The 22,259-nt window shown below is 59.5% G+C and carries 20 protein-coding genes; 13 read left to right on the plus strand and 7 right to left on the minus strand.

All coding sequences use genetic code 11. From position 1 onward, the window contains the following. Window positions 1-140: 140 nt before the first annotated feature. Window positions 141-986, plus strand: a complete 846-nt coding sequence (locus FN828_RS14085; RefSeq protein ID WP_142494115.1) for an FAD-dependent monooxygenase — start codon at window positions 141-143, stop codon at window positions 984-986. Continuing rightward, window positions 983-1,156, plus strand: a complete 174-nt coding sequence (locus FN828_RS14090; protein ID WP_142494116.1) for a DUF2783 domain-containing protein — start codon at window positions 983-985, stop codon at window positions 1,154-1,156. Before FN828_RS14085 ends, FN828_RS14090 begins: the two co-directional genes overlap by 4 nt. A gap of 43 nt (window positions 1,157-1,199) precedes the next feature. Here the strand turns inward: FN828_RS14090 and FN828_RS14095 are convergent, their stop codons facing one another. Then, window positions 1,200-1,397 carry a heavy-metal-associated domain-containing protein gene (locus tag FN828_RS14095; RefSeq protein WP_142494117.1) on the minus strand — a complete coding sequence of 66 codons (198 nt, stop codon included), beginning with the start codon at window positions 1,395-1,397 and terminating at the stop codon, window positions 1,200-1,202. 141 nt (window positions 1,398-1,538) lie between these two features. Between FN828_RS14095 and FN828_RS14100 the strand changes: the two genes are divergently transcribed. Both FN828_RS14100 and cueR read left to right on the plus strand, forming a co-directional pair. Next, on the plus strand, window positions 1,539-3,998 hold the full coding sequence (locus FN828_RS14100; RefSeq protein WP_142494118.1) for a heavy metal translocating P-type ATPase: 2,460 nt from the start codon (window positions 1,539-1,541) through the stop codon (window positions 3,996-3,998). Window positions 3,999-4,002: 4 nt separating this feature from the next. Further along, a complete protein-coding gene (gene cueR / locus FN828_RS14105; RefSeq protein ID WP_142494169.1) occupies window positions 4,003-4,398 on the plus strand; it encodes a Cu(I)-responsive transcriptional regulator in 396 nt (131 codons plus the stop codon). A 129-nt stretch (window positions 4,399-4,527) separates the two neighbouring features. Here the strand turns inward: cueR and FN828_RS14110 are convergent, their stop codons facing one another. Genes FN828_RS14110 through FN828_RS14135 form a run of 6 tightly spaced genes read right to left on the minus strand, consistent with a single transcriptional unit; the run spans window position 4,528 to window position 11,489 of the window. After that, entirely contained in the window at window positions 4,528-5,511 is a 984-nt protein-coding gene (locus FN828_RS14110; RefSeq protein WP_142494119.1) for an NAD(P)H-dependent flavin oxidoreductase, read from the minus strand. A gap of 4 nt (window positions 5,512-5,515) precedes the next feature. Then, a complete protein-coding gene (locus FN828_RS14115) occupies window positions 5,516-6,301 on the minus strand; it encodes an enoyl-CoA hydratase/isomerase family protein (RefSeq protein WP_142494120.1) in 786 nt (261 codons plus the stop codon). 9 nt (window positions 6,302-6,310) lie between these two features. Further along, window positions 6,311-7,441, minus strand: a complete 1,131-nt coding sequence (locus FN828_RS14120; RefSeq protein ID WP_142494121.1) for a CaiB/BaiF CoA transferase family protein — start codon at window positions 7,439-7,441, stop codon at window positions 6,311-6,313. After that, on the minus strand, window positions 7,438-9,585 hold the full coding sequence (locus FN828_RS14125) for a 3-hydroxyacyl-CoA dehydrogenase NAD-binding domain-containing protein (protein ID WP_142494122.1): 2,148 nt from the start codon (window positions 9,583-9,585) through the stop codon (window positions 7,438-7,440). Before FN828_RS14125 ends, FN828_RS14120 begins: the two co-directional genes overlap by 4 nt. A gap of 17 nt (window positions 9,586-9,602) precedes the next feature. After that, the gene (locus FN828_RS14130; RefSeq protein WP_142494123.1) at window positions 9,603-10,811 is read right to left on the minus strand and encodes an acetyl-CoA C-acetyltransferase; all 1,209 of its coding nucleotides are present in this window, start codon (window positions 10,809-10,811) and stop codon (window positions 9,603-9,605) included. A 24-nt stretch (window positions 10,812-10,835) separates the two neighbouring features. After that, complete coding sequence (locus tag FN828_RS14135; RefSeq protein ID WP_142494124.1) at window positions 10,836-11,489, minus strand: TetR/AcrR family transcriptional regulator; 654 nt, start codon at window positions 11,487-11,489, stop codon at window positions 10,836-10,838. A gap of 204 nt (window positions 11,490-11,693) precedes the next feature. On the opposite strand from FN828_RS14135, the gene FN828_RS14140 reads away from it, so the two are divergent. From FN828_RS14140 to FN828_RS14180, 9 genes are all read left to right on the plus strand, one after another. Next, the gene (locus FN828_RS14140; protein ID WP_142494125.1) at window positions 11,694-12,569 is read left to right on the plus strand and encodes a branched-chain amino acid ABC transporter permease; all 876 of its coding nucleotides are present in this window, start codon (window positions 11,694-11,696) and stop codon (window positions 12,567-12,569) included. Between the two features lie 4 nt (window positions 12,570-12,573). Further along, a complete protein-coding gene (locus FN828_RS14145) occupies window positions 12,574-13,668 on the plus strand; it encodes a branched-chain amino acid ABC transporter permease (protein WP_142494126.1) in 1,095 nt (364 codons plus the stop codon). Beyond that, window positions 13,665-14,435: an ABC transporter ATP-binding protein gene (locus FN828_RS14150; RefSeq protein ID WP_142494127.1), complete on the plus strand. Its 771-nt coding sequence runs from the start codon at window positions 13,665-13,667 to the stop codon at window positions 14,433-14,435. The genes FN828_RS14145 and FN828_RS14150 overlap by 4 nt, the downstream gene beginning before the upstream one ends. Beyond that, a complete protein-coding gene (locus FN828_RS14155; RefSeq protein ID WP_142494128.1) occupies window positions 14,432-15,196 on the plus strand; it encodes an ABC transporter ATP-binding protein in 765 nt (254 codons plus the stop codon). Before FN828_RS14150 ends, FN828_RS14155 begins: the two co-directional genes overlap by 4 nt. A 4-nt stretch (window positions 15,197-15,200) precedes the next feature. Continuing rightward, on the plus strand, window positions 15,201-17,045 hold the full coding sequence (locus FN828_RS14160; RefSeq protein WP_142494129.1) for an AMP-dependent synthetase/ligase: 1,845 nt from the start codon (window positions 15,201-15,203) through the stop codon (window positions 17,043-17,045). Between the two features lie 70 nt (window positions 17,046-17,115). Further along, window positions 17,116-18,282 (plus strand): ABC transporter substrate-binding protein, encoded by a 1,167-nt coding sequence (locus FN828_RS14165; protein ID WP_142494130.1) that lies wholly within the window; start codon window positions 17,116-17,118, stop codon window positions 18,280-18,282. 90 nt (window positions 18,283-18,372) lie between these two features. Further along, window positions 18,373-19,524 (plus strand): acyl-CoA dehydrogenase family protein, encoded by a 1,152-nt coding sequence (locus tag FN828_RS14170; protein WP_221930555.1) that lies wholly within the window; start codon window positions 18,373-18,375, stop codon window positions 19,522-19,524. 3 nt (window positions 19,525-19,527) lie between these two features. Next, window positions 19,528-21,069 (plus strand): long-chain-fatty-acid--CoA ligase, encoded by a 1,542-nt coding sequence (locus FN828_RS14175; protein WP_142494131.1) that lies wholly within the window; start codon window positions 19,528-19,530, stop codon window positions 21,067-21,069. After that, window positions 21,069-22,229, plus strand: coding sequence for an acyl-CoA dehydrogenase family protein (locus FN828_RS14180; RefSeq protein ID WP_142494132.1), 1,161 nt, complete (start codon window positions 21,069-21,071; stop codon window positions 22,227-22,229). Before FN828_RS14175 ends, FN828_RS14180 begins: the two co-directional genes overlap by 1 nt. Window positions 22,230-22,259 lie beyond the last annotated feature (30 nt).

Below are 22,259 nucleotides of genomic sequence, written 5' to 3' on the forward strand. Positions count from 1 at the left end.
GGGAAAGAACGGTCGCAGCCGCGCCATCTGTTCGTCGGTCAGCCAAAATAGATTGCTCATGATACCCCCTGAAAGTTTGGGGATTTGAAGCATGCGACCAATGCGATCTCAAGCCGATTAATGGGTCCTGAGCCTACCAATTGCACCCCGGCGAAAGCGCCGAGGAGGCCACGCGCGAAGAAAACGTGCGGGCCTCGGTCGCATCGGTGTTGGAGGAGATCGGCCATCGCGGTGCGTGGGATCTGGAATGGTGGAGCGTCTATTCCGCCAATACGCTGGCCTTGGATAATTACCGCGATGGGCGGGTGTTCTTTATCGGGGACAGCGCCCATATCGTGCCGATTTTCGGGGTGCGTGGGCTGAATAACGGCATGGCGGACGGGCAGAATATCGGCTGGAAACTGGCCTGGGTGCTGAACGGTTTGGCGGACGAGGGGCTGTTGGACAGCTATTCGCCGGAACGGCGCGGGGCCACGTTGGATGTGTTCGCCAATGCGGGCAAAAGCACGCGGTTCATGACGCCGCCCACCGCCGGGTGGCAGGTGATGCGGGACGCGGCGCTATCGTTGGCGCTGACCCGGCCCCGGATGGGGCAATTGGCCAATCCCCGGCAGATGACGCCCTATACCTATGCGGATAGTCCGATCACGCTGCCGGATGCGGATACGTTCATGGCCGGACCCGCGCCGGGGGCGGTGGCGCTGGATGCCGCGCAGGGGGATGGATTCCTGAGTGACGGGTTTGGCGCAGGCTTTGCCGCGCTGGCCTTTGGTCCCGCCGGGGCCGAGGCGGTCAAGGGGATCAAAGCCACAGTGGTAACGCTGACCGCAACGGGGGCGGTGGCCGCGAAATACGGGGCGGTGGATGGCACGGTGTATCTGATCCGCCCGGATATGCACATTGCCGGGCGTTGGTTGCAGGCCCGCCCCAATCAGATTGGGGCGGCGTTGGACACGCTTTTGACCGTGAAAGGGGGCGCAGAATGACCCATCAGGATTTGGAAACCGTGTACGAGGCATTGGCGACAGGCATAGACGCCGTTGGCCCCGAACAGGCGCAGGTCTATCTGGCCAAGATCGCGCTGGCGCTGGCCGATGCGCTGAACGATCCCCCGGCCACGTTGGCGATTATCGCGGAATGTCAGGCGCATATCTAAGCCGAATATCAGGCGCACCCGGTTTGGGGTGCGCCTGAGCATGTCAGGCGGCTGTGGCCTCGAAACCGGCCTCTTTGATGGCAGCAATCAGGGCGGCCGCGTCATCGGCGCTGTCGATGTCCACGGTGCGGGTGTCCAGATCAAAGGACAGCAACGCGGTGGGGTCGGCGGCGGTGACGGATTTTTCGATGGCTGCCGTGCAATGGCCGCAGCTCATTTTTGGAACGCTGAATTTGGTCATGATGAGTCTCCTTTCTTGTCCTCAGATGGACCCTTCCCCCGCTGGAAGGTCAAGAGGGTGAAAAAATTATCGCGTCGTGCTTGACCTTCTAGCTAGTGGAACCTCTATCTAAGGGACAGCCTTGTGAAACAGGAGTCTGTCATGACCGCGCAAACCACTCAATTTCAAATCGAAGGTATGACCTGCGCCGCCTGCGTGGGCCGTGTGGAAAAGGCCCTGACCAGCGTGGCCGGGGTGCAGGACGCCGCCGTAAATCTGGCGACGGAAACCGCGCGTGTCAGTTATGACGCGCCCGCGGATGTACCGGGGCTGATTGATCGCCTGAAATCCGCAGGCTACCCCGCGCGGATTGAAACGGTGACGCTGGATATCGAAGGCATGACCTGTGCCTCCTGTGTGGGACGTGTCGATAAGGCGCTGGAGGCGGTGCCGGGCGTTATCCGTGTGGCGGTCAATCTGGCGAATGAAACGGCACAGGTTGAATATGCCGAAGGGGCAGTGAACCTGTCTGATCTGCTGAACGCGGCCAAGTCGGCGGGCTATCCGGCCAAACCGCGCGATACGGGCGCAAAGCAGGTGGAAAACCGCAAGGAAGAAGAAGCCAAAGCCCTGCGCAAGCGGTTGATTTTGGCAGCGGCGCTGGCATTGCCGGTATTCATTTTGGAAATGGGCGGGCATTTGGTGCCTGCGTTCCATCACTGGATTGATATGACGATTGGTCAGCAAACCAGTTGGTTGCTGCAATTCGTGCTGACGACGCTGGTGCTGATCGGGCCGGGGCTGTCGTTCTATACCAAGGGATTTCCGGCCTTGTTCAAGGGCGCACCGGATATGAATTCCCTGGTCGCGGTGGGGACGGCGGCGGCCTATGGGTTTTCCGTTGTAGCCACATTTGCACCGCAGGTTTTGCCGGGCGGTACGCGGGCGGTGTATTTTGAATCCGCTGCCGTGATCGTGGTCTTGATCCTGCTGGGCCGCTATCTGGAAGCGCGGGCAAAGGGCCGTACCGGACAAGCCATTCGCAAGTTGTTGGGATTGCAGGTGAAAACGGCGCGGGTGGAACGGGAGGGCACTGCAGTGGACCTGCCGATCGAGGAGGTGCAGCCGGGCGATATCGTGCTGGTGCGCCCCGGTGAACGGATCGCTGTGGATGGCGCCGTGATCGAAGGTAAATCCTATGTCGATGAAAGCATGATCACCGGCGAACCCCTGCCCGTGGCCAAGGAACAGGGTGCGCATGTTGTTGGCGGCACTGTCAACGGTACGGGGATGTTGCGGTTTCAGGCGGAAAAGGTGGGCAATGATACGATGCTGGCCCAAATCATCCGCATGGTGGAACAGGCGCAGGGGGCCAAGCTGCCGATTCAGGGCATGGTGGATCGCATAACGCTGTGGTTCGTGCCCGTGGTGATGGGCGTGGCGCTGCTGACGATGATTGCTTGGGCCGCGTTCGGGCCATCGCCTGCCCTGACACATGCGCTGGTGGCGGGCGTGGCCGTGCTGATCATCGCCTGCCCTTGTGCGATGGGGTTGGCGACGCCGACCTCGATCATGGTGGGGACGGGGCGGGCCGCTGAAATGGGCGTGCTGTTCCGCAAGGGCGATGCCTTGCAAGCGCTGGAAGGCGTGGACGTGGTGGCGCTGGATAAAACCGGCACGCTGACCGAAGGCCACCCGGCACTGACGGATTTCGTGGTTGCGGATGGGTTCGACCGGGCCGATCTGCTGCGCAAGGTGGCAGCGGTCGAGGCGCTGTCGGAACACCCGATTGCACGCGCGATTGTGGCCGCCGCCGAAGGGCAGGTGCCAGAGGCGGAAAATTTTGGATCGGTCACGGGCTACGGTGTGATCGGCACGGTGGACGGCGCGCGGGTCATGGTGGGCGCGGATCGCCTGATGACACGGCGCAAGGTCGATATGGGACCGCTGGAAGCCGCCGGAAAGGCATTGGCGCAAGCCGGGAAAACCCCGCTTTATGCGGCGGTGGACGGGCAGATTGCGGCGGTGATTGCCGTGTCCGATCCGGTCAAGGCGACCACGAAAGAAGTGATCGCCGCCTTCCATGCCAAAGGATTGCAGGTTGCCATGATCACCGGGGACAATCAGGCCACCGCGCAGGCCATAGCGGCAGAGCTGGGCATTGATCATGTCGTGGCCGAGGTGCTGCCGCAAGGCAAGGTCGAGGCGCTGCAAAGCCTTCAGGCTGGTGGCCGCAAGGTGGCCTTTGTGGGGGACGGGATCAACGATGCCCCGGCGCTGGCCCATGCGGATGTGGGGATTGCCGTGGGGTCGGGAACCGATGTGGCGATTGAATCGGCGGACGTGGTTTTGATGTCCGGTGATTTACGTGGGGTGGTGAATGCCTTTGGGATTTCGGGGCGTACCATGACGAATATCAAACAGAACCTGTTCTGGGCCTTTGGCTATAACACGGCGCTGATCCCGGTGGCGGCTGGGGTGTTTTACCCGCTGTTTGGCTGGCAATTGTCACCGATGCTGGCGGCTGGGGCTATGGCGATGTCTTCGGTGTTCGTTTTGTCCAATGCATTGCGGTTGCGGCGGGTGAAACCTGATTTGCAACTGACTGAAAAGAAAGGGTGATATGATGAATATCGGTGAAGTGTCCAAACGGTCCGGGTTGCCCGCGAAAACCATCCGCTATTACGAAGATATTGGCCTGATCCGGCCACATCGCAGCGAAAACGGGTATCGGGCTTTCGGGGAAAACGACCTGCACAAGCTGGCCTTTCTGGGGCGGGCGCGGGCGTTGGGGTTCAGCATCGAAGATTGCCGCAACCTGTTGACCCTATACGAGGATCACACACGCGCCAGTGCCGATGTAAAGGACATCGCGCGGCACCATTTGGATCGGATCGACCAGAAACTGACCGAGTTGCAAGAGATGCGTGCAACGCTGGCGGGGCTGGTTTCGGCTTGCGCCGGGGATAATCGGCCCGATTGTCCGATTTTGGCCGATCTGGCGGCTGAAAGCTGCCACTGATCGGATGGGGTTTACCCCGCAATGCGGAGGGGCGTGGAATAAAATAGGGTCAGACAGCCCCCCTCGGACTGTCTGACCCATCAGCGCGCATTGCCACGGGAGTGGACAATGCGGGCCGGTTCGGTCGCCTTAGCGGCGGTATTTCGCAACTTGCCCGGTCAGGCGGTCCGCTGCGGCGAAATATTCATCTGCCAGACGGTCCACCAGATCGGCGGTGGGCAGGACTTTTTTAACCGCGCCAATGCCCTGACCAGATCCCCAGATCGTGGACCAGCTTTTGGGTTTCTGGCGGTTTTCGCTGAAATCCATGTTCGATGGGTCGGACCGTTCCAGATTGTCCGGGTCCATCCCGGCAGCAGCGATGGACGGTTTCAGGTAGTTGCCCCAAACCCCGGTGAACAGATCGGAATAGACGATATCCGATGCGCCGCATTCGGTGATCATTTCCTTGTAGCGGTCAGCGGCGTTTGCTTCTTCCGTGGCGATGAACATCGACCCGGCATAGCCGCCGTCTGCCCCCATCGCCTGCGCGGCCAGAATGGAATCGCCCCGACCAATCGCGCCGGACAGGAATAGCGGGCCATCAAACCATGCGCGGATTTCCTGAATCAGCGCCAGCGGCGACAGCGCCCCGGCATGACCACCGGCCCCGGCAGCCACGGCGATCAGACCATCGGCGCCTTTTTCAATCGCCTTGTGGGCAAATTTGTCATTGATGATGTCATGCAGAACGACAGCCCCCACGGAATGCGCGGCCTCGTACACCCATTCCTGCGCCCCAAGCGAGGTGATCCAGACCGGAACCTTGTGTTTGACACACAGTTCCACATCGCGTTCCAGCCGCGCGTTCGAGCGGTGAACGATCTGGTTCACGGCAAAGGGCGCGGCGGGGCGGTCCGGGTTGGCTTCGTTATGGGCGGCCAGCGTGTCCGTGATGCGGGACAGCCATTCGTCCAGATCGTTGCCTTCTTTTTCCCGCGCGTTCAAAGCGGGGAAAGACCCGATGACACCGGCCTTGCACTGGGCAATCACCAGATCAGGGTTGGAAATGATGAACAGCGGCGACCCGATCAACGGAATGCGCAGCGTGTCGAATACAGCGGGAAGTGTCATCTGTTTACTGGCCTTTGAATACTGGTTTACGTTTTTCGATGAATGCCTGAACGCCTTCGTGGAAATCGGCGCTGTGGGTCAGTTTTCCCTGAATCTGTGCTTCTTGGGTAAACGCTTCGGAGAATGAAGCCTCGCCAATGTTGCGCAGGATTTTCTTGGCTCCGGCAGCGGCCAGCGGCGCGGCAAGGGCAATGCGGGCGGCCAGATCGCGGGTGGCGGTGTCCAGTTCGTCCTCGGGGACGATCTGATTGACCAGCCCGTATTGCTGGCATTCCTGTGCGGGGATTTTGCGGCCTTCGATGATGGCTTGCAGGGCGCGGTGATATCCCATGCCTTTCAGCAGCAGCCAGGTGTTGCCGCCATCCGGCACCAGCGCGATTGCCGCAAAGGCCATGTAGATCGAGGCGTTATCGGCCATAACCACCATGTCGCAGTTCATCGCAAAGGCTGCGCCGACACCAGCGGCGGCACCGTGAACCTGTGCAATCCACAGTTTCGGCGAATTGGCGATGCCAACAAGGCTGGGGCGATATTCGGCTTCCAGCAGGTGATCGGTGGGCATTCCGGCCAAGCCACCCTTCAAATCGGCCCCGGCACAGAAGCCGCGCCCTTCGCCTTTCAGGATCACGACGCGGATTTCATCCAGCGTATCGACATAGGCCACCACATCAATCAAAGCGCGGCGCAGGTCGGCGTTGATGGCGTTAAAGGCATCGGGGCGGGTCAAGGTGACGGTGGCAATGGCCCCGTCGGTTTCAAGTTTCAGGACGCCGTTGAAATCCTTAGTCATGTTTCCTCCTCAGGTCAGGGTGCCGCTGTCGCGCAGCCCTGCAATCGTATCAGCGTCATAGCCAAGTTCGGCCAGAACGGTTTCAGTATCGGAACCGGGGGCGGGCGGTTTGCCCACAGGGCCGGGTGCCGAGCGGCTGAAGCGGGGGGCGGGTGTGACCTGCGTCACGCCATCCACTTCGGTGAATACGCCGCGTGCCTTCATGTGCGGATGCTGTGGGGCCTCGGACCACGTAAGAACCGGGGCCACGCAAGCATCGGTGCCGTCAAACAGCGCGGTCCATTCGTCCCGAGTCTTGGTGCGGAATACTTGTGCATACAAGTCGTGACGCTGCGGCCATTCGGTTTCGTCGTTCTGGGTGATCTTGTGATCGGCGGGCAATCCGGCGAGATCGACCAATTGCGCAAAGAACTGTGGTTCCAGCGGGCCAACAGACATGTATTTGCCGTCAGCGCATTCGTAGGACCGATAGAACGGCGCACCGCCGTCCAGCCAGTTGCTTTCGCGCTGTTCGCCCCAAGTCCCCATCGCGATCATGGAATGGATCAGGGCCAGCAGCGCTGGCGCACCGTCCACCATCGCGGCGTCGATCACCTGACCACGACCGGAATGCTGACGTTCAAACAGGGCCGACAGGATGCCCAGCAACAGGAACATGGTGCCGCCCGCGTAATCCGCGCCGATGTTCAGCGGTGGAATCGGAGGCAGATCACGTTTGCCGATGGCGTGCAGAACGCCGGTGATACCCAGATAGTTGATGTCATGCCCAGCCATTTGCGACATGGGGCCGGTCTGCCCCCAGCCGGTCATGCGCCCGTACACAAGGCGCGGGTTGGCGTGCAAGCAGTCATCGGGGCCAAGTCCCATGCGTTCCATCACGCCGGGGCGGAAGCCTTCGATCAGCACATCGGCGCTGCCGATCAGTTTCAGCGCCGCCTCGATCCCTTTGGGGTCTTTCAGGTTCAGCGCAACGGATCGTTTGCCCCGGTTGTTGATGTCAGCCTTGTTGGCCTTGCCGGATTTGCGGGTGATCAGGATGACTTCGGCGCCGAGATCAGACAGGAACTGCCCCGCCAAAGGGGCGGGGCCGATACCTGCCATCTCGACGACCCGAAGGCCGTCAAGTGGTCCGTTTGTCATGCTGCCTGTGCCTTTTCGTTCCGAAGAATGTCAAAGGCCGAGGCATCCAGCGCAAAGCGTTCGCCGTATTTGTCCGCCAGTTCAGCGGCGCGGGCGGCGAATGCGTCGATCCCGATACCACGGATGAACTGAATCGCGCCGCCGGTATGGGCCGGGAAGCCGATGGCGAAAATGCCGCCAAGGTTGGCTTCCACTTCGGTGCGCAGGACGCCTTCGTTCAAGCAGCGCAGGGTTTCGATGGCCTGACGGTACAGGATGCGATCAATCGCGTCCTGAAGCTGCACATCGGCATTGCCCTTGGCGAATTGCGACAGACCATCCCACAGGGATTTGGACCCATCGGCCGCATAGTCATAGAAACCGCCACCATAGTGACGCCCGCCACGGCCCTGTTCGATCATCGCATCACACACTGCGCGGGACGCGGTGTTGTGTTTGCCAAAGCCGCTGTCCACGCCAAGCCGCGCGTCCAGATCCTTGTGGGTTTTGGACACTTTTTGCGACAGGACCAGCGATACCTCGTCATGCACGGCCAGCGGGCCAACGGGCATACCGGCCAGCCATGCGGCGCGTTCCACCGCGACGGGCGACATGCCGTCCACCATCAGCGAAATGCCTTCGTCCATGAAGGTGCCGAACACGCGCGAGGTAAAGAACCCGCGGCTGTCATTCACCACGATGGGCATATAGCCGATCTGCTGAACGTAATCATACGCTTTGCGCAGGGTTTCCACGGACGTTTTTTCGCCCATGATGATTTCCACGACCTTCATCTTGTCCACGGGGCTGAAGAAGTGCAGCCCGATGAAACGGCTGGGATCGGGGCAGCATTCCGCCAGAATGGAAATCGGCAGGGTCGAGGTGTTCGAGCCATAGATACCGTTATCGGACAGTTGCTTGAAGGTTTCGGGGATGACCTTTTCCTTCAGGCTGATGTCTTCAAATACGGCTTCGATGATCAGGTCGGTGCCTGCAAAGGCGCTGTCGTCGGTGGCCGGGGTGATCTGGTCCAGAAGCGCCTGTTTTTTGGCGTCATCCATCCGCCCGCGCTTGATGGCCTTATCAGCCAGCATCGCGGTATAGGATTTGCCCTTTTCGGCCTTGTCCAGTTCCATATCCTTCAACACGCTGGGCAGGCCCGCGTTGGCGTGCGCCCATGCGATGCCCGATCCCATCATGCCCGCGCCAAGGATGGCTGCATTCTGGGCTTTCCAGTGATCGCCAGCGGGGCGAACCTTGCCGCCTTTGATGGCCTGCATCCCAAAGAAGAAGGTGGTGATCGCCGCCTTGCATTCAGGAGTTGTGACCAGCGCGCACAGGCCGCGGCTTTCGCTGCGCAGGGCGGCGTCATAGTCGATCCGCATCGAATTGACCGCGATATCCAGAATTTTCGCGGGTGCAGGCAACAGGCCACGGGTTTTGGCATACAGGAACGCGGACGAACCAACGATCAACTGGCGCACCTTGGGGTGCAGCACGTCGCCGCCGGGATAGCGGAAGCCCTTGGCGTCCCACGGCTGGGTGTGGCTGTCGGGGTTGGCTTTGATCCATGCCTTCGCGGCGGGGATCAGATCGTCGGTGCTGGCAACGACTTCGTCCACCATCCCGGCCTTTAGCGCAGCTTGCGGTTTTACAGGCTTGCCTTCGGTCAGATGCGGCAGCGCCTTTTCCAGACCCAGCAGTTTGGTCAGGCGCACCACGCCACCGGCACCGGGCAGCAGGCCCAGTGTCACCTCGGGCAGGCCAACGACCGCGCCTTTGACATCGGCAATAATGCGGTGATTACAGGCCAGACACAGCTCATAGCCCCCGCCAAGCGCCGCGCCGTTGATGGCGGCAACCACCGGAACCTGTAGCTTTTCCAATTCGCGGTAGGGGCGTTTGTTTTCCTCGATATAGCCAAAGGTTTCCGCGTCAGCCTTTTCAATACCCAGCAGCAGGTTTAGGTCACCGCCCGCGAAAAAGGTTTTCTTGGCCGAGGCGAATACAACGCCTTTCAGATCGGTTTCGGCACGCAGTTTGCCCAGCACCTCGTCCATGCCCGGAACATAGCGTTCGTTCATGGTGTTAGCGGACTGTCCCTGCATGTCCATTGTGACGGTCACGATGCCGTCGGCGTCTTTTTCATAAATGAAGTCAGTCATTTGTCCGTATTCCCCCCTTAGACGCGTTCGATGATGGACGCGATGCCCATACCGCCGCCGACGCACATGCAGATCAGCGCGCGTTTCAGGTTCCGCCGTTCCAGTTCGTCCAGCATGGTGCTGACCAGCATCCCGCCGGTTGCGCCCAGCGGGTGCCCCATTGCAATGGCCCCGCCCACGACGTTCAGTTTTTCATCCGGCACGTTCAGGTCACGTTGCAGGCGCAGCGCGACGCTGGCGAAGGCTTCGTTGATTTCCACCAGATCAATGTCGTCGATGGTCAGGCCAGCCTTGGCCAGCGCCTTTTCCGAAGCGGGGCCGGGGCCGGTCAGCATGATGGTGGGATCGGTGGCGGTCAGACCCACGGACACAACGCGCCCGCGCGGGGTCAGGCCCAGATCTTTGCCCACCTTTTCATTGCCGACCATCACCAGCGATGCCCCATCCACGATACCCGAGCTGTTGCCGGGGGTGTGAACGTGGTTGATCGCTGCGACTTCGGGGTATTTCGCCAGCGCCACGGCATCGAATCCAAGCTGACCGGGCATGGCGAAGCTGGGCTTTAGGGCGGCCAGTTTCTGCATGTCGGTGTCTGGTTTGATGAAATCGTCCCGTTCCAGAATGATCACGCCGGTTTCATCGCGCACCGGCACGACCGAGCGGTCAAACCAGCCGTTATCACGGGCATGGGCGGCGCGTTTTTGCGATTCCATCGCAAAGGCATCCACGTCATCGCGGCTCCAGCCTTCGATGGTGGCGATAAGGTCAGCGCCGATGCCTTGCGGCACGAACCCGGTTTGAATCGCGGTGGCAGGGTCTTCGGCAAACGGGCCGCCATCGGCGCCCATCGGCACGCGCGACATCGATTCGTACCCGCCCGCACAAACCAGATCTTCCCAGCCGGATGCGACCTTGGCCGCGGCGGTGTTAAACGTATCCAGACCCGAGGCGCAGAAGCGGTTCACCTGCGCCCCCGCGACCTTTTCATCCCAGCCCGCTTTTTGCAGGGCGATCTTGGGCAGCACGGCACCCTGTTCCATCACCGGGGCCACGCAGCCCAGCATCACGTCATCGACGCGGCTGGTGTCCAGATCGTGACGGGATTGCATTTCGCCCAGCAGGGTTGTCACCAGATCAATCGGTTTGACCTCGTGCAGGGTGCCATCGCCCTTGCCCTTGGATCGTGGTGTTCGGATGGCGTCATAAATATATGCAGTTTCCGTCATATCGCTCCTCCTTACGGAAATGACTTAGCCCAAGATATGTTCGGGCGTTCTTTCGGGGTAATCCACGGTCGAAAAATCGACACGTGGCAGGGGTTCAAAATGTTGCGTACTTAGGGTGTGGGCCTCGTCCGGGGGGATGCCCACGGCGCGCAGAAACAGTTCGGCGGTATCGGCGCCGGATTTGCGCCACGTCGCCAGACCGATCAGGATTTGCGAGGTTGCCCCCATGACCGCGCCGCCGCCAAGTGCCGTGATGGATTTTACCTGATCTTCGCGGAAATCGAAGCGCCCGGATGCAAGCCCTTGCCGCAGCAGATCGGCGGGTAATTTTCCCCAGAAACGGCCAAGGCGCGGGTCAATCATGGCGAATTGGGCCACGAATCGGCCCCAGTCAGGCTCTTCGTAGACGCGGCGAATGGTCTGTCGGATGATAAAGGCCAGACGCAGGGCCGGGTCAGGCTCATCGGCATAGCTGGTGGCTAATGTCTGGCACAACTCCAGATACATCAAATCGCACAGTGTATTGAACAACTCGTCCGGGTTTTCCACGTTATTATAAATAGTTCCACGCGACAGCCCGGCCTCTTTTGCCAGATCGCTGATGGAAATTTGCATCGAGCCTTTTTCGGCAATCAACCGCAGGGCGGCGTGCAAAATTCGGGCATTTACGGGTTTCATCCGGGTCTTCCATGATCACTGTTGACAGAATTTGAACACGCGTGTTTAGATCAGTCAATAGCGTTCATCGGTCAAGGGAGGAGACAGAATGGATGCGTACAAGAGTGGCCCAACAGGGCCATTCCCGGCTAAGCGCCGGGCGCTTCTGACCGCGTGTCATGCCATCAAGCCGGAAAACCGGCAGGGTATTGGAAAGGCGGTCAAATGGAACTGATTCAACTTGTCATCGGGGGCATCGCCACGGGCTGTATTTACGGCCTTGTCGCGCTTGGCTTCGTGCTGATCTACAAGGCGACCGAGGGCGTGAACTTTGCCCAGGGCGATATGATGATGCTGGGCGCGTTTATCGCGCTGGGGCTGGTCAATTCGGAATACGGGGCGCTGCCCTTTGTGCCGGGTGTGATTCTGGCGGCGGTCATCATGGGGGGCGTTGGATATGGCGTGGACCGATTGGTGGTTCGCCAGATTTTCGGCCAGCCACAGTTTGCGCTGGTGATTCTGACCATCGCGATGGGTTTTGTGTTCCGGTTTGTCGCCGGGTCGATCTGGGGCTTTACCCCGCTGGTGCTGGAAACGCCGTTCGCGGGCAATACGCTGCATATCGGCGGCATCATCATCGGGTACGAGGATCTGACGACCATCATCGTGACGGCGTTGCTGACCTTGTCGCTATGGGCGTTTTTCCAATTCACAAAGCTGGGGCTGGCGGCACAGGCCGCATCGCAAAACCAGATGGCGGCTTATATCGTGGGCGTGCCGGTGCATCGGGTGAACTCGATCATCTGGGCGCTGTCGGGCGCTGTTTCGACCATCGCGGGGGTGCTTTACGCATCCAAGGGCGCGATTGATCCGAATATCGGTCTGCTGGGGATGAAAGCCTTCGCGGCGGCGGTGATCGGCGGCTTTGGCAGCCTGCCGGGCGCGCTGTTGGGCGGCATTCTGATCGGTGTGGTGGAGCCTGTGGCGGCGCGTTACCTGCCGGGCGGTTTCAGCCAGATGAGCCCCTATATCATCATGCTGGTTGTGCTTGTCACCCGGCCAAATGGGCTGTTCGCCCAGATCTACGCAAAGAAGGTCTGAGCCGATGAAAGTTATCTTTAAGACAAGCTACGACAACGATATCGACCTGCACGAAGATTGGTGGGATCGCGGTAAGATGATCGCGCTGGTCGCGGTTATGGCGGTGCTGCCTTTCGTTCTGGGCGAATACTATCTGGCCGAGATCACCAATACCCTGATCTGGTCCTTGGCGGGCATGGGTCTGATGCTGCTGGTGGGACACACCGGGCAGGCCAGCCTGGGCCACGCGGCGTTTCTGGCCATCGGGGCCTATACCGATGCGGCGCTGATGAATATCGGCGTGCCGTGGATCGTGGCCTTTCCGCTGGCGGGGATTGCCGCCGGGATTTTCGGGGCCATTGTCGCCATTCCGGCGGTGCGGATGTCCGGCATCTATCTGGCGATTGCCACGCTGGCGCTGTTCGTGATCGTCGAGGAACTGATCATCGTGGCCGAACCGATCACGGGTGGGGTCGGGGGGATTTTCGCCCCTTCGATCAATATTTTCGGGATTGATTTCGACCGCTATGCCAGCCTGAATAACTTCTACTGGTTGTGTCTGGGCGTGGTGGTTCTGGTGACGTGGCTGTATGCCAACCTGATGCGCAGCTCTACGGGGCGCAGCTTTCTGGCCGTGCGCGATTCCGAAGTATCGGCGCGGGCGCTGGGGATCAACGTAACCCGCACCCGTTCGCTGGCATTCGGTCTGTCCTGTGCGATGACCGGCTTGGCCGGGGCGCTGATGGGGCATTACATCACGTTCTTCAACTATGAACTGTTTTCGATCTTCATTTCGATCAACCTGCTTTTGGTGGTGACGATCGGGGGATTGGGGTTCATTCAGGGCGCGTTTTTCGGGGCGATCCTGATTACCGCCGTGCCGCAGCTTATTTCCATTCTGCGTGACAGCATGATGTCCAATCTGGGGATCGACCTGTCCATGCCGGGGCTGGATACGCTGATTTTCTCGGGCATTCTGATCGGGTTCATCATCTACGAACCGACGGGGCTGTATGGCCGCTGGCTGAAAATCCGCGTCTGGTTTGAACTGTTCCCGCTGGCGCGGCGCGACATGTTCCGCCGTCAGAAAACCTACTTGAAAACGGAGCGGATGAAATGAGCCTTTTAGAAGTCGAGGATCTGGCCGTTCATTTCGGTGGGGTAAAGGCGGTCGATGGCGTTTCGTTCAGGGTCGAAGAAGGCGAAGTGTTTTCCATCATCGGGCCGAATGGCGCGGGGAAATCCACCATCTTCAACCTGATTTCGCGGTTCTACAAACCGACGCGGGGGAAGATCATGTTCGACGGGCGGGACATCACGCCAATGTCGGCGCATGAGATCGCCCCGCTGGGAATTGCGCGGACGTTCCAGAATATCGAATTGTTCGATCATTCTACGGTGCTGGATAACCTGCTGATGGGGCGGCACACGCATCGGGGGACCAACTGGATTCAGGACATGCTGTTCCTGCCCAAGGTTCGCCGCGAAGAACGCGAACACCGCCGCGTTGTCGAGGAGGTGATCGAGTTTCTGGAACTGGAAGCGTACCGTGAAAAGCTGATCGCGGGCCTGCCGTATGGCGTGCGCAAGGTGGTGGAAATCGGGCGCGCGCTGTCGATCGGGCCAAAGATGATTTTGCTGGACGAACCGGCCTCGGGGCTGTCGGTCGAGGAAAGTCAGGAAGTCGCGTTCTGGGTCGAGGACATGCGCCGCGACATGGGGCTGACCGTGCTGATGGTGGAACATGACATGAAACTGGTGACGCAGGTCAGCGACCGGGTTCTGGCGGTGGCCAATGGTCAGCCGCTGGCGATGGGCAGCCCGTCCGAGGTGCAATCGGACCCGCAAGTGATGGCGGCCTATCTGGGAACGGAGGTGGACGCATGACCAAGGTTATGGAAATCCGCAACGTGGAAACGTTTTACGGCGCGATCATGGCGCTGCGGGGCGTGTCGCTGGAGGTGAACGAAGGCGAGATCGTTACCATTCTGGGGGCGAACGGTGCGGGCAAAACCACCCTGATGAAAACCATTTCAGGGTTGATGGACCCCGAAAAGGGTCAGATCGAATTCAATGGCGAACGGATTGACGGCAAACAGCCGGATCAGATCGTGCGGATGGGGCTGGCGCATGTGCCTGAAGGGCGCGAGGTGTTTCCTTATCTGACCATCGAAGAAAACCTGAAGATGGGCGCCTATTGTCGGTCCGGGAATATTCGGGACGATATTGATCTGGTGTATGAATATTTCCCGATCCTGAAGGAACGGCGCAGCCAGTCGGCAGGGTTCCTGTCTGGGGGGCAACAGCAGATGTTGGCGATTGGGCGGGGCCTGATGGCGCGACCCAAGCTGATGCTTCTGGACGAACCGTCCTTGGGTCTGTCGCCGCTGCTGACGCAGGAAATCTTTGCCATCATCAAGCGTCTGAATGCCGAACAAAAGGTGACGATGCTGCTGGTGGAACAGAATGCCAATGTGGCGCTGCATACGGCGCATACGGGCTATGTTCTGGAAATGGGCCGGATCGTGATGGCCGGTTCCTGCGAAGAACTGCGCAAATCCGACGATATTCAGGAATTCTATCTTGGCCGCCAGGAAGAGACCCAAAGGGGTCAGAAACGCTGGAAGCGCCGGAAGACGTGGAGGTAACGCGATGACGACAGATATGTTCATCCCCGCCGACGCGCCGATTGCGATGGACGGTTGCGATACCGTCGTGAAGCTTTGGGCAAAACGCTGCCGAGAACTGGGCCAGAAAACAGCGCACCGGGAAAAGGAACTGGGCGTCTGGCAGGCCTATAGCTGGGCAGATTATTACAACGATGCGCGTAACGCCGGGCTGGGGCTGCTGGCGATGGGGCTGGAAAAGGGGCAACCCGTCCAAATCCTGTCCGAGGACCGGCGCGAATGGCTGTATGTCGATCTGGGTGTTGCGGCTGTGGGGGGCATTCCCTCGGGGGTATACACCACGGATTCGGCCTCGCAATTGGCCTATCTGGTCAATGACTCTGGCTCGCCGTTCCTGTTCGTGGAAAATGACGAACAGTTGGACAAGTTTCTGGAAGTACGGGATGAAATGCCCGGCCTGAAAAAGGTCATCGTGTTCGACCGGGACGGTTTGGCCACGTTCAGCGACCCGCAGGTGATGTTCTGGGACGAACTGATGGAGCTGGGCGCGGCAGAAGCCAAGGCCAACCCCAAGAAGTTCGAGCAGGCCTTGGAAGCGGTGAAGCCGAACGATCCGCGGATGCTGATCTATACCAGCGGCACCACCGGCCCGCCCAAGGGCGCGATGATCACGCATCGCAACGTGATTTATCAGATGTTTGCGGGTGAACAGACGCTGGAATTCTTCGACACCGATGAATTGCTGTGTTTCCTGCCGCTGTGTCACGTTCTGGAACGGCTGATTTCGGTGGAATTCCCGATCTTGGCCGGGTGCAAGGTGAACTTTGCCGAAAGCCCGGAAACTGTGTTCGATAACCTGCGCGAGGTCAGCCCGCATTCCTTTACCGGGGTGCCGCGGATCTGGGAAAAGATCTATTCCCGCGTCACGATCATGCGGTCCGAAGCGGGCTGGATCGGCAAGGCGTTTCTGGATTGGGCTGTGAATGCGGGCATGAAGAAGGTGGCTGCCATCGAAGAAGGCAAACGCCTGAACCCGGTTGCCGCGCTTAATCTGGCGCTTGCGGATGTGCTGGTGTTGCGCAATCTGCGCAATCTGGTGGGGCTGGCGCGGACACGGCGCTGCACCACCGGGGCCGCTCCGATTTCGCCCGACCTGCTGCGCTGGTTCGAAGCCATCGGCGTGCATCTGCTGGAAGGGTACGGGATGACCGAAACCTCGGGGGTGGCAACGATCAACACGGTGGCCGAAAACCATATCGGCACGGTTGGCCCGGCCATTCCCGGCACACAGGTGCGGATTGCCCCGGATGGGGAAATTCAGGTCGGTGGTCCGGCGGTGTTCGGGGGCTACTGGAACAAGCCGGAAAAAACCGCCGAAACCCTGACGGATGACGGTTGGTTGCGCACAGGGGACATCGGGCGGCTGGATAATCGGGGCAACCTGACCATCACCGGACGCCTGAAAGACATCATCATCACAGCCGGGGGTAAAAATATCACCCCAGCCGAAATTGAAAGCAAACTAAAGTTTTCGCCCTATATTTCGGATGCGGTGGTGATTGGCGATAAGCGCAAATATCTGACATGCCTGATCATGATTGATCAGGAAAATGTTGAAAGGTTCGCGCAAGAGCGTCAAATTCCTTATGCGGACTTCGCGTCTTTGACGCGAGCAAAAGAGGTGGTGGAACTGATCGGCAAAGTGGTCACGGAAACGAACAAGTCTTTCGCGCAGGTGGAACAAATCAAAGATTTCCGCCTGATCGACATCTTGTTGACCGCCGAGGATGAAGAACTGACACCCACCATGAAACTCAAGCGGAACTATGTGAACTCGCGTCACGCCGGCTTGATCGACAGCATGTACTGATCGCGCCCAGAGGAGGGGCGCGGTTGGTAGATAACCAGATCGCACAAGATCAATGGGAGGAAGTAAAACAATGAAAGCAATCAAAACACTGGCCGCCGTCGCGGCGCTGTCGCTGGGGTTAGGCGCCCCGGCAATGGCCGAAGATGGCGTAACCGACACCGAGATCAAGCTGGGTGCGGCGCATGACCTTTCGGGCATTTTCGCGCCGTTTTCCGTGCCGACGGTGAAAGCCATCAACATGTATTTCGACGAGGTGAACGCCAAAGGCGGCGTGCATGGCCGCAAGATCACCTATATCATCGAAGATCACGGCTATCAGGTGCCAAAGGCCGTTCAGGCGGGCAATAAGCTGATCAACCGCGATAAGATTTTCGCGATGTTCATGACCTTGGGAACGCCGCATAACCTTGCGCTGTTCAAGATGATGGAGCCGAAGGGCATTCCCAGCGTTGCACCGCTGTCGTCGGCGCGTCAGATGGTGGATCCGCCTGCGCCGTGGAAATTCATGTCGAACGCTTCGTACTATGATGGGATCAAAACCGCGACAGAATATCTGGCCAAGGAACAGGGCAAGAAAACCTTCTGCCTGATGTATCTGCCCACCGATTTCGGCAAGGAAATCGAAATGGGTGTGAAGGATGGCGCAAAAGCGTCTGGCGCGGCCTTTGGTATCGAAACCCAGCACAAGCCGGATGAAACCGATTTTTCGGGCGCATTGGGTAAGCTGAACGACGCAGGTTGTGAACTGGTGGCAACGGCGCTGGGTATCAGCCAAACCATCAACGTGATCGCCACCGCCAACAAGCTGGGCCTGAAAATGGAGTTCCTGCAAAGCTCGGCCGGGTTCCACACCGTTGTGGCCAAAGGGCTGGGCGCGCAGGGCGTGACCGGCGGCGTTTGGGCTGCATCCGGCTGGCAGGATCTGGAAGCCCGCGTTTCGCAGCCCGAAGTAGCGGCATGGGTGAAATCCTATACCGAAGCCACGGGGGAAAAATTCCCCGGTACTGGCGCGCTGCTGGGCCGTTCTGCGGCGGAAATGATCGTGAAAGCGCTGGAAGCAGCCGGTCCCGATCTGACCCGCGAAGGTTTCATCAAGGCAATGGAAACGCTGGATTATGACGATCCGATCGTTGCCGCCCATGTGAAATACACCGCAGATAAGCATGTCGGGACGACCGATATCTTCATCTCGCGCGTGAATAACGGATCGTGGGAGCTGGTAGAAACCATCAAATAATCAACGCTGCGGGGCGGTTTCGGACCGCCCCGCGCCCCCCTAAATCCCCCTCGTAAAATTGTTAACTTTTGATCAGACAGGAGATGTCCCGTGCTGAAACGGACGATCTATGACGAAGAACACGAAATCTTCCGCAACTCGGTGCGCAAATGGGCCGAGGAAGAGGTGTTTCCCCATGCCGAAACATGGCGCGAGGAGGGGTGCGTCAGCCGCGAGGTGTGGAAAAAAGCCGGGGAACAGGGGTTCCTGTGCATGTATGCCGATGAAAAATACGGCGGTCTGGGGCTGGATGATTTCCGCTATGACATGATCCTTGCCGAAGAAATCAACCCGCGCGAGCCGGGGTTTTTCATTGCGCTGCACAACCGGATCGTGGCCCCCTATATTCATAAGCTGGGCACCGATGAACAACGCGACCGCTTCATGCCGGGAATCGTTTCGGGCGATTGTGTGCTGGCGATTGCGATGACGGAACCCGGCACCGGGTCTGATCTGGGCGGGGTGCGAACCCGTGCCGTTGAAATGGACGATCATTGGGTGTTGAACGGGTCCAAGACCTATATTTCCAACGGCTTTCTGGCTGGCTTGGTGGTGGTTGCCGCGCGTACTGGTGACGGCCATGAAATCGGGCTGTTTCTGGTCGAAGACGGGATGGAAGGCTTTAGCCGGGGCCGTAATCTGAAAAAGATGGGGCTGGCATCGCAGGACACCGCAGAGCTGTTTTTTGACGATGTGAAAATCCCCAAGGCCAATGTGCTGGGCGACCCGCGCAAGGGGTTCAAATCCATGATGATGAATCTGGCCGAAGAGCGGATCATGGGCGCCCTGGGGTTCACCGCCCGCGCCGAACGCGCCTTTGACGTCACGATGGAATATATCATGGATCGCCGCGCCTTTGGTCGTCCGATCGGGACGTTCCAGAATTCGCGCTTCAAAATGGCGTCGATGCGGACGGAACTGGATGCGGCATGGGCGCTGACGGATCATTGCGTGCGCGAGCACCTGAAAGGCGAATTAAGCGCCGAAATGGCCGCCCAAGCAAAGCTGTTCACATCCGAAGTCGAAGGCCGCGTGGTTGATGAATGCGTGCAGCTTCATGGCGGGGCGGGCTATATGGAAGAATACGAAATCTCTCGTCTGTACGGGGATGCGCGGATCAGCCGAATTTATGCTGGTACGTCTGAAATCATGCGCGAAATTATTGGGCGTGGTCTGGGTCTGGATGAACGGAGCCGGAATTGAGCCATGCAACTGACGTTAGCGCTTCATAAAGTACTGCGGGAACGACCGCAAAAAACCGCGACCGTATTTCAGGGCCGCCGCCAGACCAACGCCCAGATGATTGACCGCGTGGCGCGGCTGGCCGGGGCGTTTCAGGCGCATGGGGTGAAACACGGCGACCGTATTGGCATGTTATCGCCCAATACCGACAGATATATTGAATATGTCTGGGCAACCTTGTGGGCCGGGGGCGTGTTCAACCCGGTGAATGCCCGCTGGTCGGCGCAGGAAATCGCCTTTTCGCTAGAGGATAGCGATACGCGGGTTTTGTTGGTCACGGATGAATTCGTGCCGATGGTGGACAAGCTGCGGGATTTGTTTCCGGGGTTGGAAACCGTGATCCATGTAGGCGATGCCGATGCCCCTGATGGGATGCTGTCCTATGAAGGTCTGATCGCCAGCCATGACCCGGTGGACGACGCCGGGCGCGGCGGCGATGATCTGGCCGGGCTGCTGTATACCGGCGGCACCACGGGCCGATCCAAGGGCGTGATGCTAAGCCACGACAACATCCTGTGGAATGTCATGGGATTGGGGGCCGCCTGCCGGAACGCAGGGGATGCGCCGGGGCTGCATGTGGCTCCGTTCTTTCATATCGGTGGGATCGGTACGATTTTTCAGTTCTCCTATCGCGGGTCAACGCAGGTCGTTCTGGGGGCGTTTGACGCCGGAAAGGCCTTGCGCCTGATCGAAGAGGAACGCGTTGGCGATATTTTCGTGGTGCCAACGATGCTGCGCTGGCTGCTGGATCACCCGGACCGTCCGGAGCGTGATCTGACCTCGTTGCGGACGATCCGCTATGGGGCCGCCCCGATTGATATGGTGCTGTTGGAACAGGCCATCGCGGCGGTGCCGACCACGGGCTTTACCCATCTATACGGCCAGACCGAATTTTCCCCAGTGGTCACGGCCCTGCGCCCCGAGGATCATCTGGGCGAAGGGGCCGAGGCGCGTCTGAAAACCATAGGCCGCCCCATTCCCACAGCCGAGGTTAAGATCGTGGACGAGGACGACCGCGAAGTGCCGATTGGGGAAGTGGGCGAAATTGCCGTGCGCGGCCCGCAAACCATGCTGGGCTATTGGAACCGCCCCGAGGAAACCGCCCACGCCATGCGCGGCGGCTGGTTGCATACGGGGGATGCCGGGCGGGTCGATGAACAGGGCTATGTCTATATCGTGGACCGCGTGAAAGACATGATCGTGTCAGGGGGCGAAAACGTCTACTCGGCCGAGGTGGAAAACGCTTTGGCCAGTATGCCCCAGATTGCGGCCTCAGCCGTGGTGGCCGTGAAAGACCCCGATTGGAGCGAACGGGTCCATGCCGTGATCGTGCCGAAACCCGGTGCGAATATTACGCTGGAAAGCGTGCGGGCGCATGTGAAATCGCTGATCGCCGATTACAAGGCGCCCCGGTCTATATCGCTGGTCGAAGAATTGCCGTTGTCCCCGGCGGGCAAGGTTCTGAAACATGTATTGCGTGCTGAATTAGCAAAGGAGGCCGAGTGATGGCATTCCCCCGAGTTCATTTGGAAGAAGAACATGAAATGTTCCGCGATTCCGCCCGGAAGTTCCTGCAAAAGGAACTGTCAGGCGATGTGGAACGCTGGCGCGCCCAAGGCCATGTGGACCGCGAAGCCTTTTTGAAAATGGGCGAGCAGGGCTTGCTGTTGCTGTGGGCCGAGGAACAATATGGCGGCCTGGGTATTCGGGATTTGCGCTATGAACAGGTGTTGATCGAAGAAAGCATCCGCTGGACCGACATCGGGTTTTTCCACAACGCCCATTCCAAACTGGTCGGTCCCTATCTGGATCGCCTGTGTACGCCGGAACAAAAGGCCCGGTTCCTGCCGCCTGCCGTGCGCGGGGAATCCATCCTTGGCATCGCCATGACCGAACCCAACACCGGCAGCGATTTGGCCGGTATCCGCACAAAAGCGGTGGATATGGGGGATCATTGGCTGGTGAACGGGGCGAAGACCTTTATCTCGAACGGGATCATCGGCACGACCTTTGTCACGGCGGCGAAAACCGGCGACGGGCGCGGGCAGATCGGCCTGTTCGTGATCGAAGAAGGCATGGAAGGGTTTAGCCGCGGGCGGCATCTGAAAAAATTCGGCCTTCCCGCACAGGACACGGCAGAGCTGATTTTTGACAACGTCAAAGTCCCCAAGGAAAACCTGCTGGGCGATCCGGGGATGGGGTTTGCCTATATGTCCGAATGTCTGGCCGTGGAACGCACGATGAGCGCGATTTCATCGCTGTCTCATGCGCAGGTGGCCTTTGACGTGACGCTGGAGTTTATCAAGGATCGCCGCGCCTTTGGTCGTCCGGTGGGGGCGTTCCAGAATTCACGCTTCAAAATGGCGGAAATGCGGGCGCGGCTGGATGCGGCGCAGGCGTGGCTGGATCAATGTGTGATGCTGGCCAATGCCGACCGCCTGACCCCCGAAGATGCGGCGGCGCTGAAACTGCTGTGTTCTGAAATTCAGGGCGATATGGTGGATCTGGGCGTACAGATGCACGGCGGGGCCGGGTATATGGAAGAATACCGCATCTGCCAAATGTATCAGGACGCAAGGATCAGCCGGATTTATGCCGGGACATCCGAGATCATGAAGGAAATCATCGGTCGCGGTCTGGGGTTGGGTGAAAAAGACCTGCGTTGATGTAACGGGCGTCTTGCGGGGACGTTTGGG

It is taken from the genome of Thalassovita litoralis, assembly GCF_900182725.1.
GTDB classification, from domain to species: domain Bacteria; phylum Pseudomonadota; class Alphaproteobacteria; order Rhodobacterales; family Rhodobacteraceae; genus Thalassobius; species Thalassobius litoralis.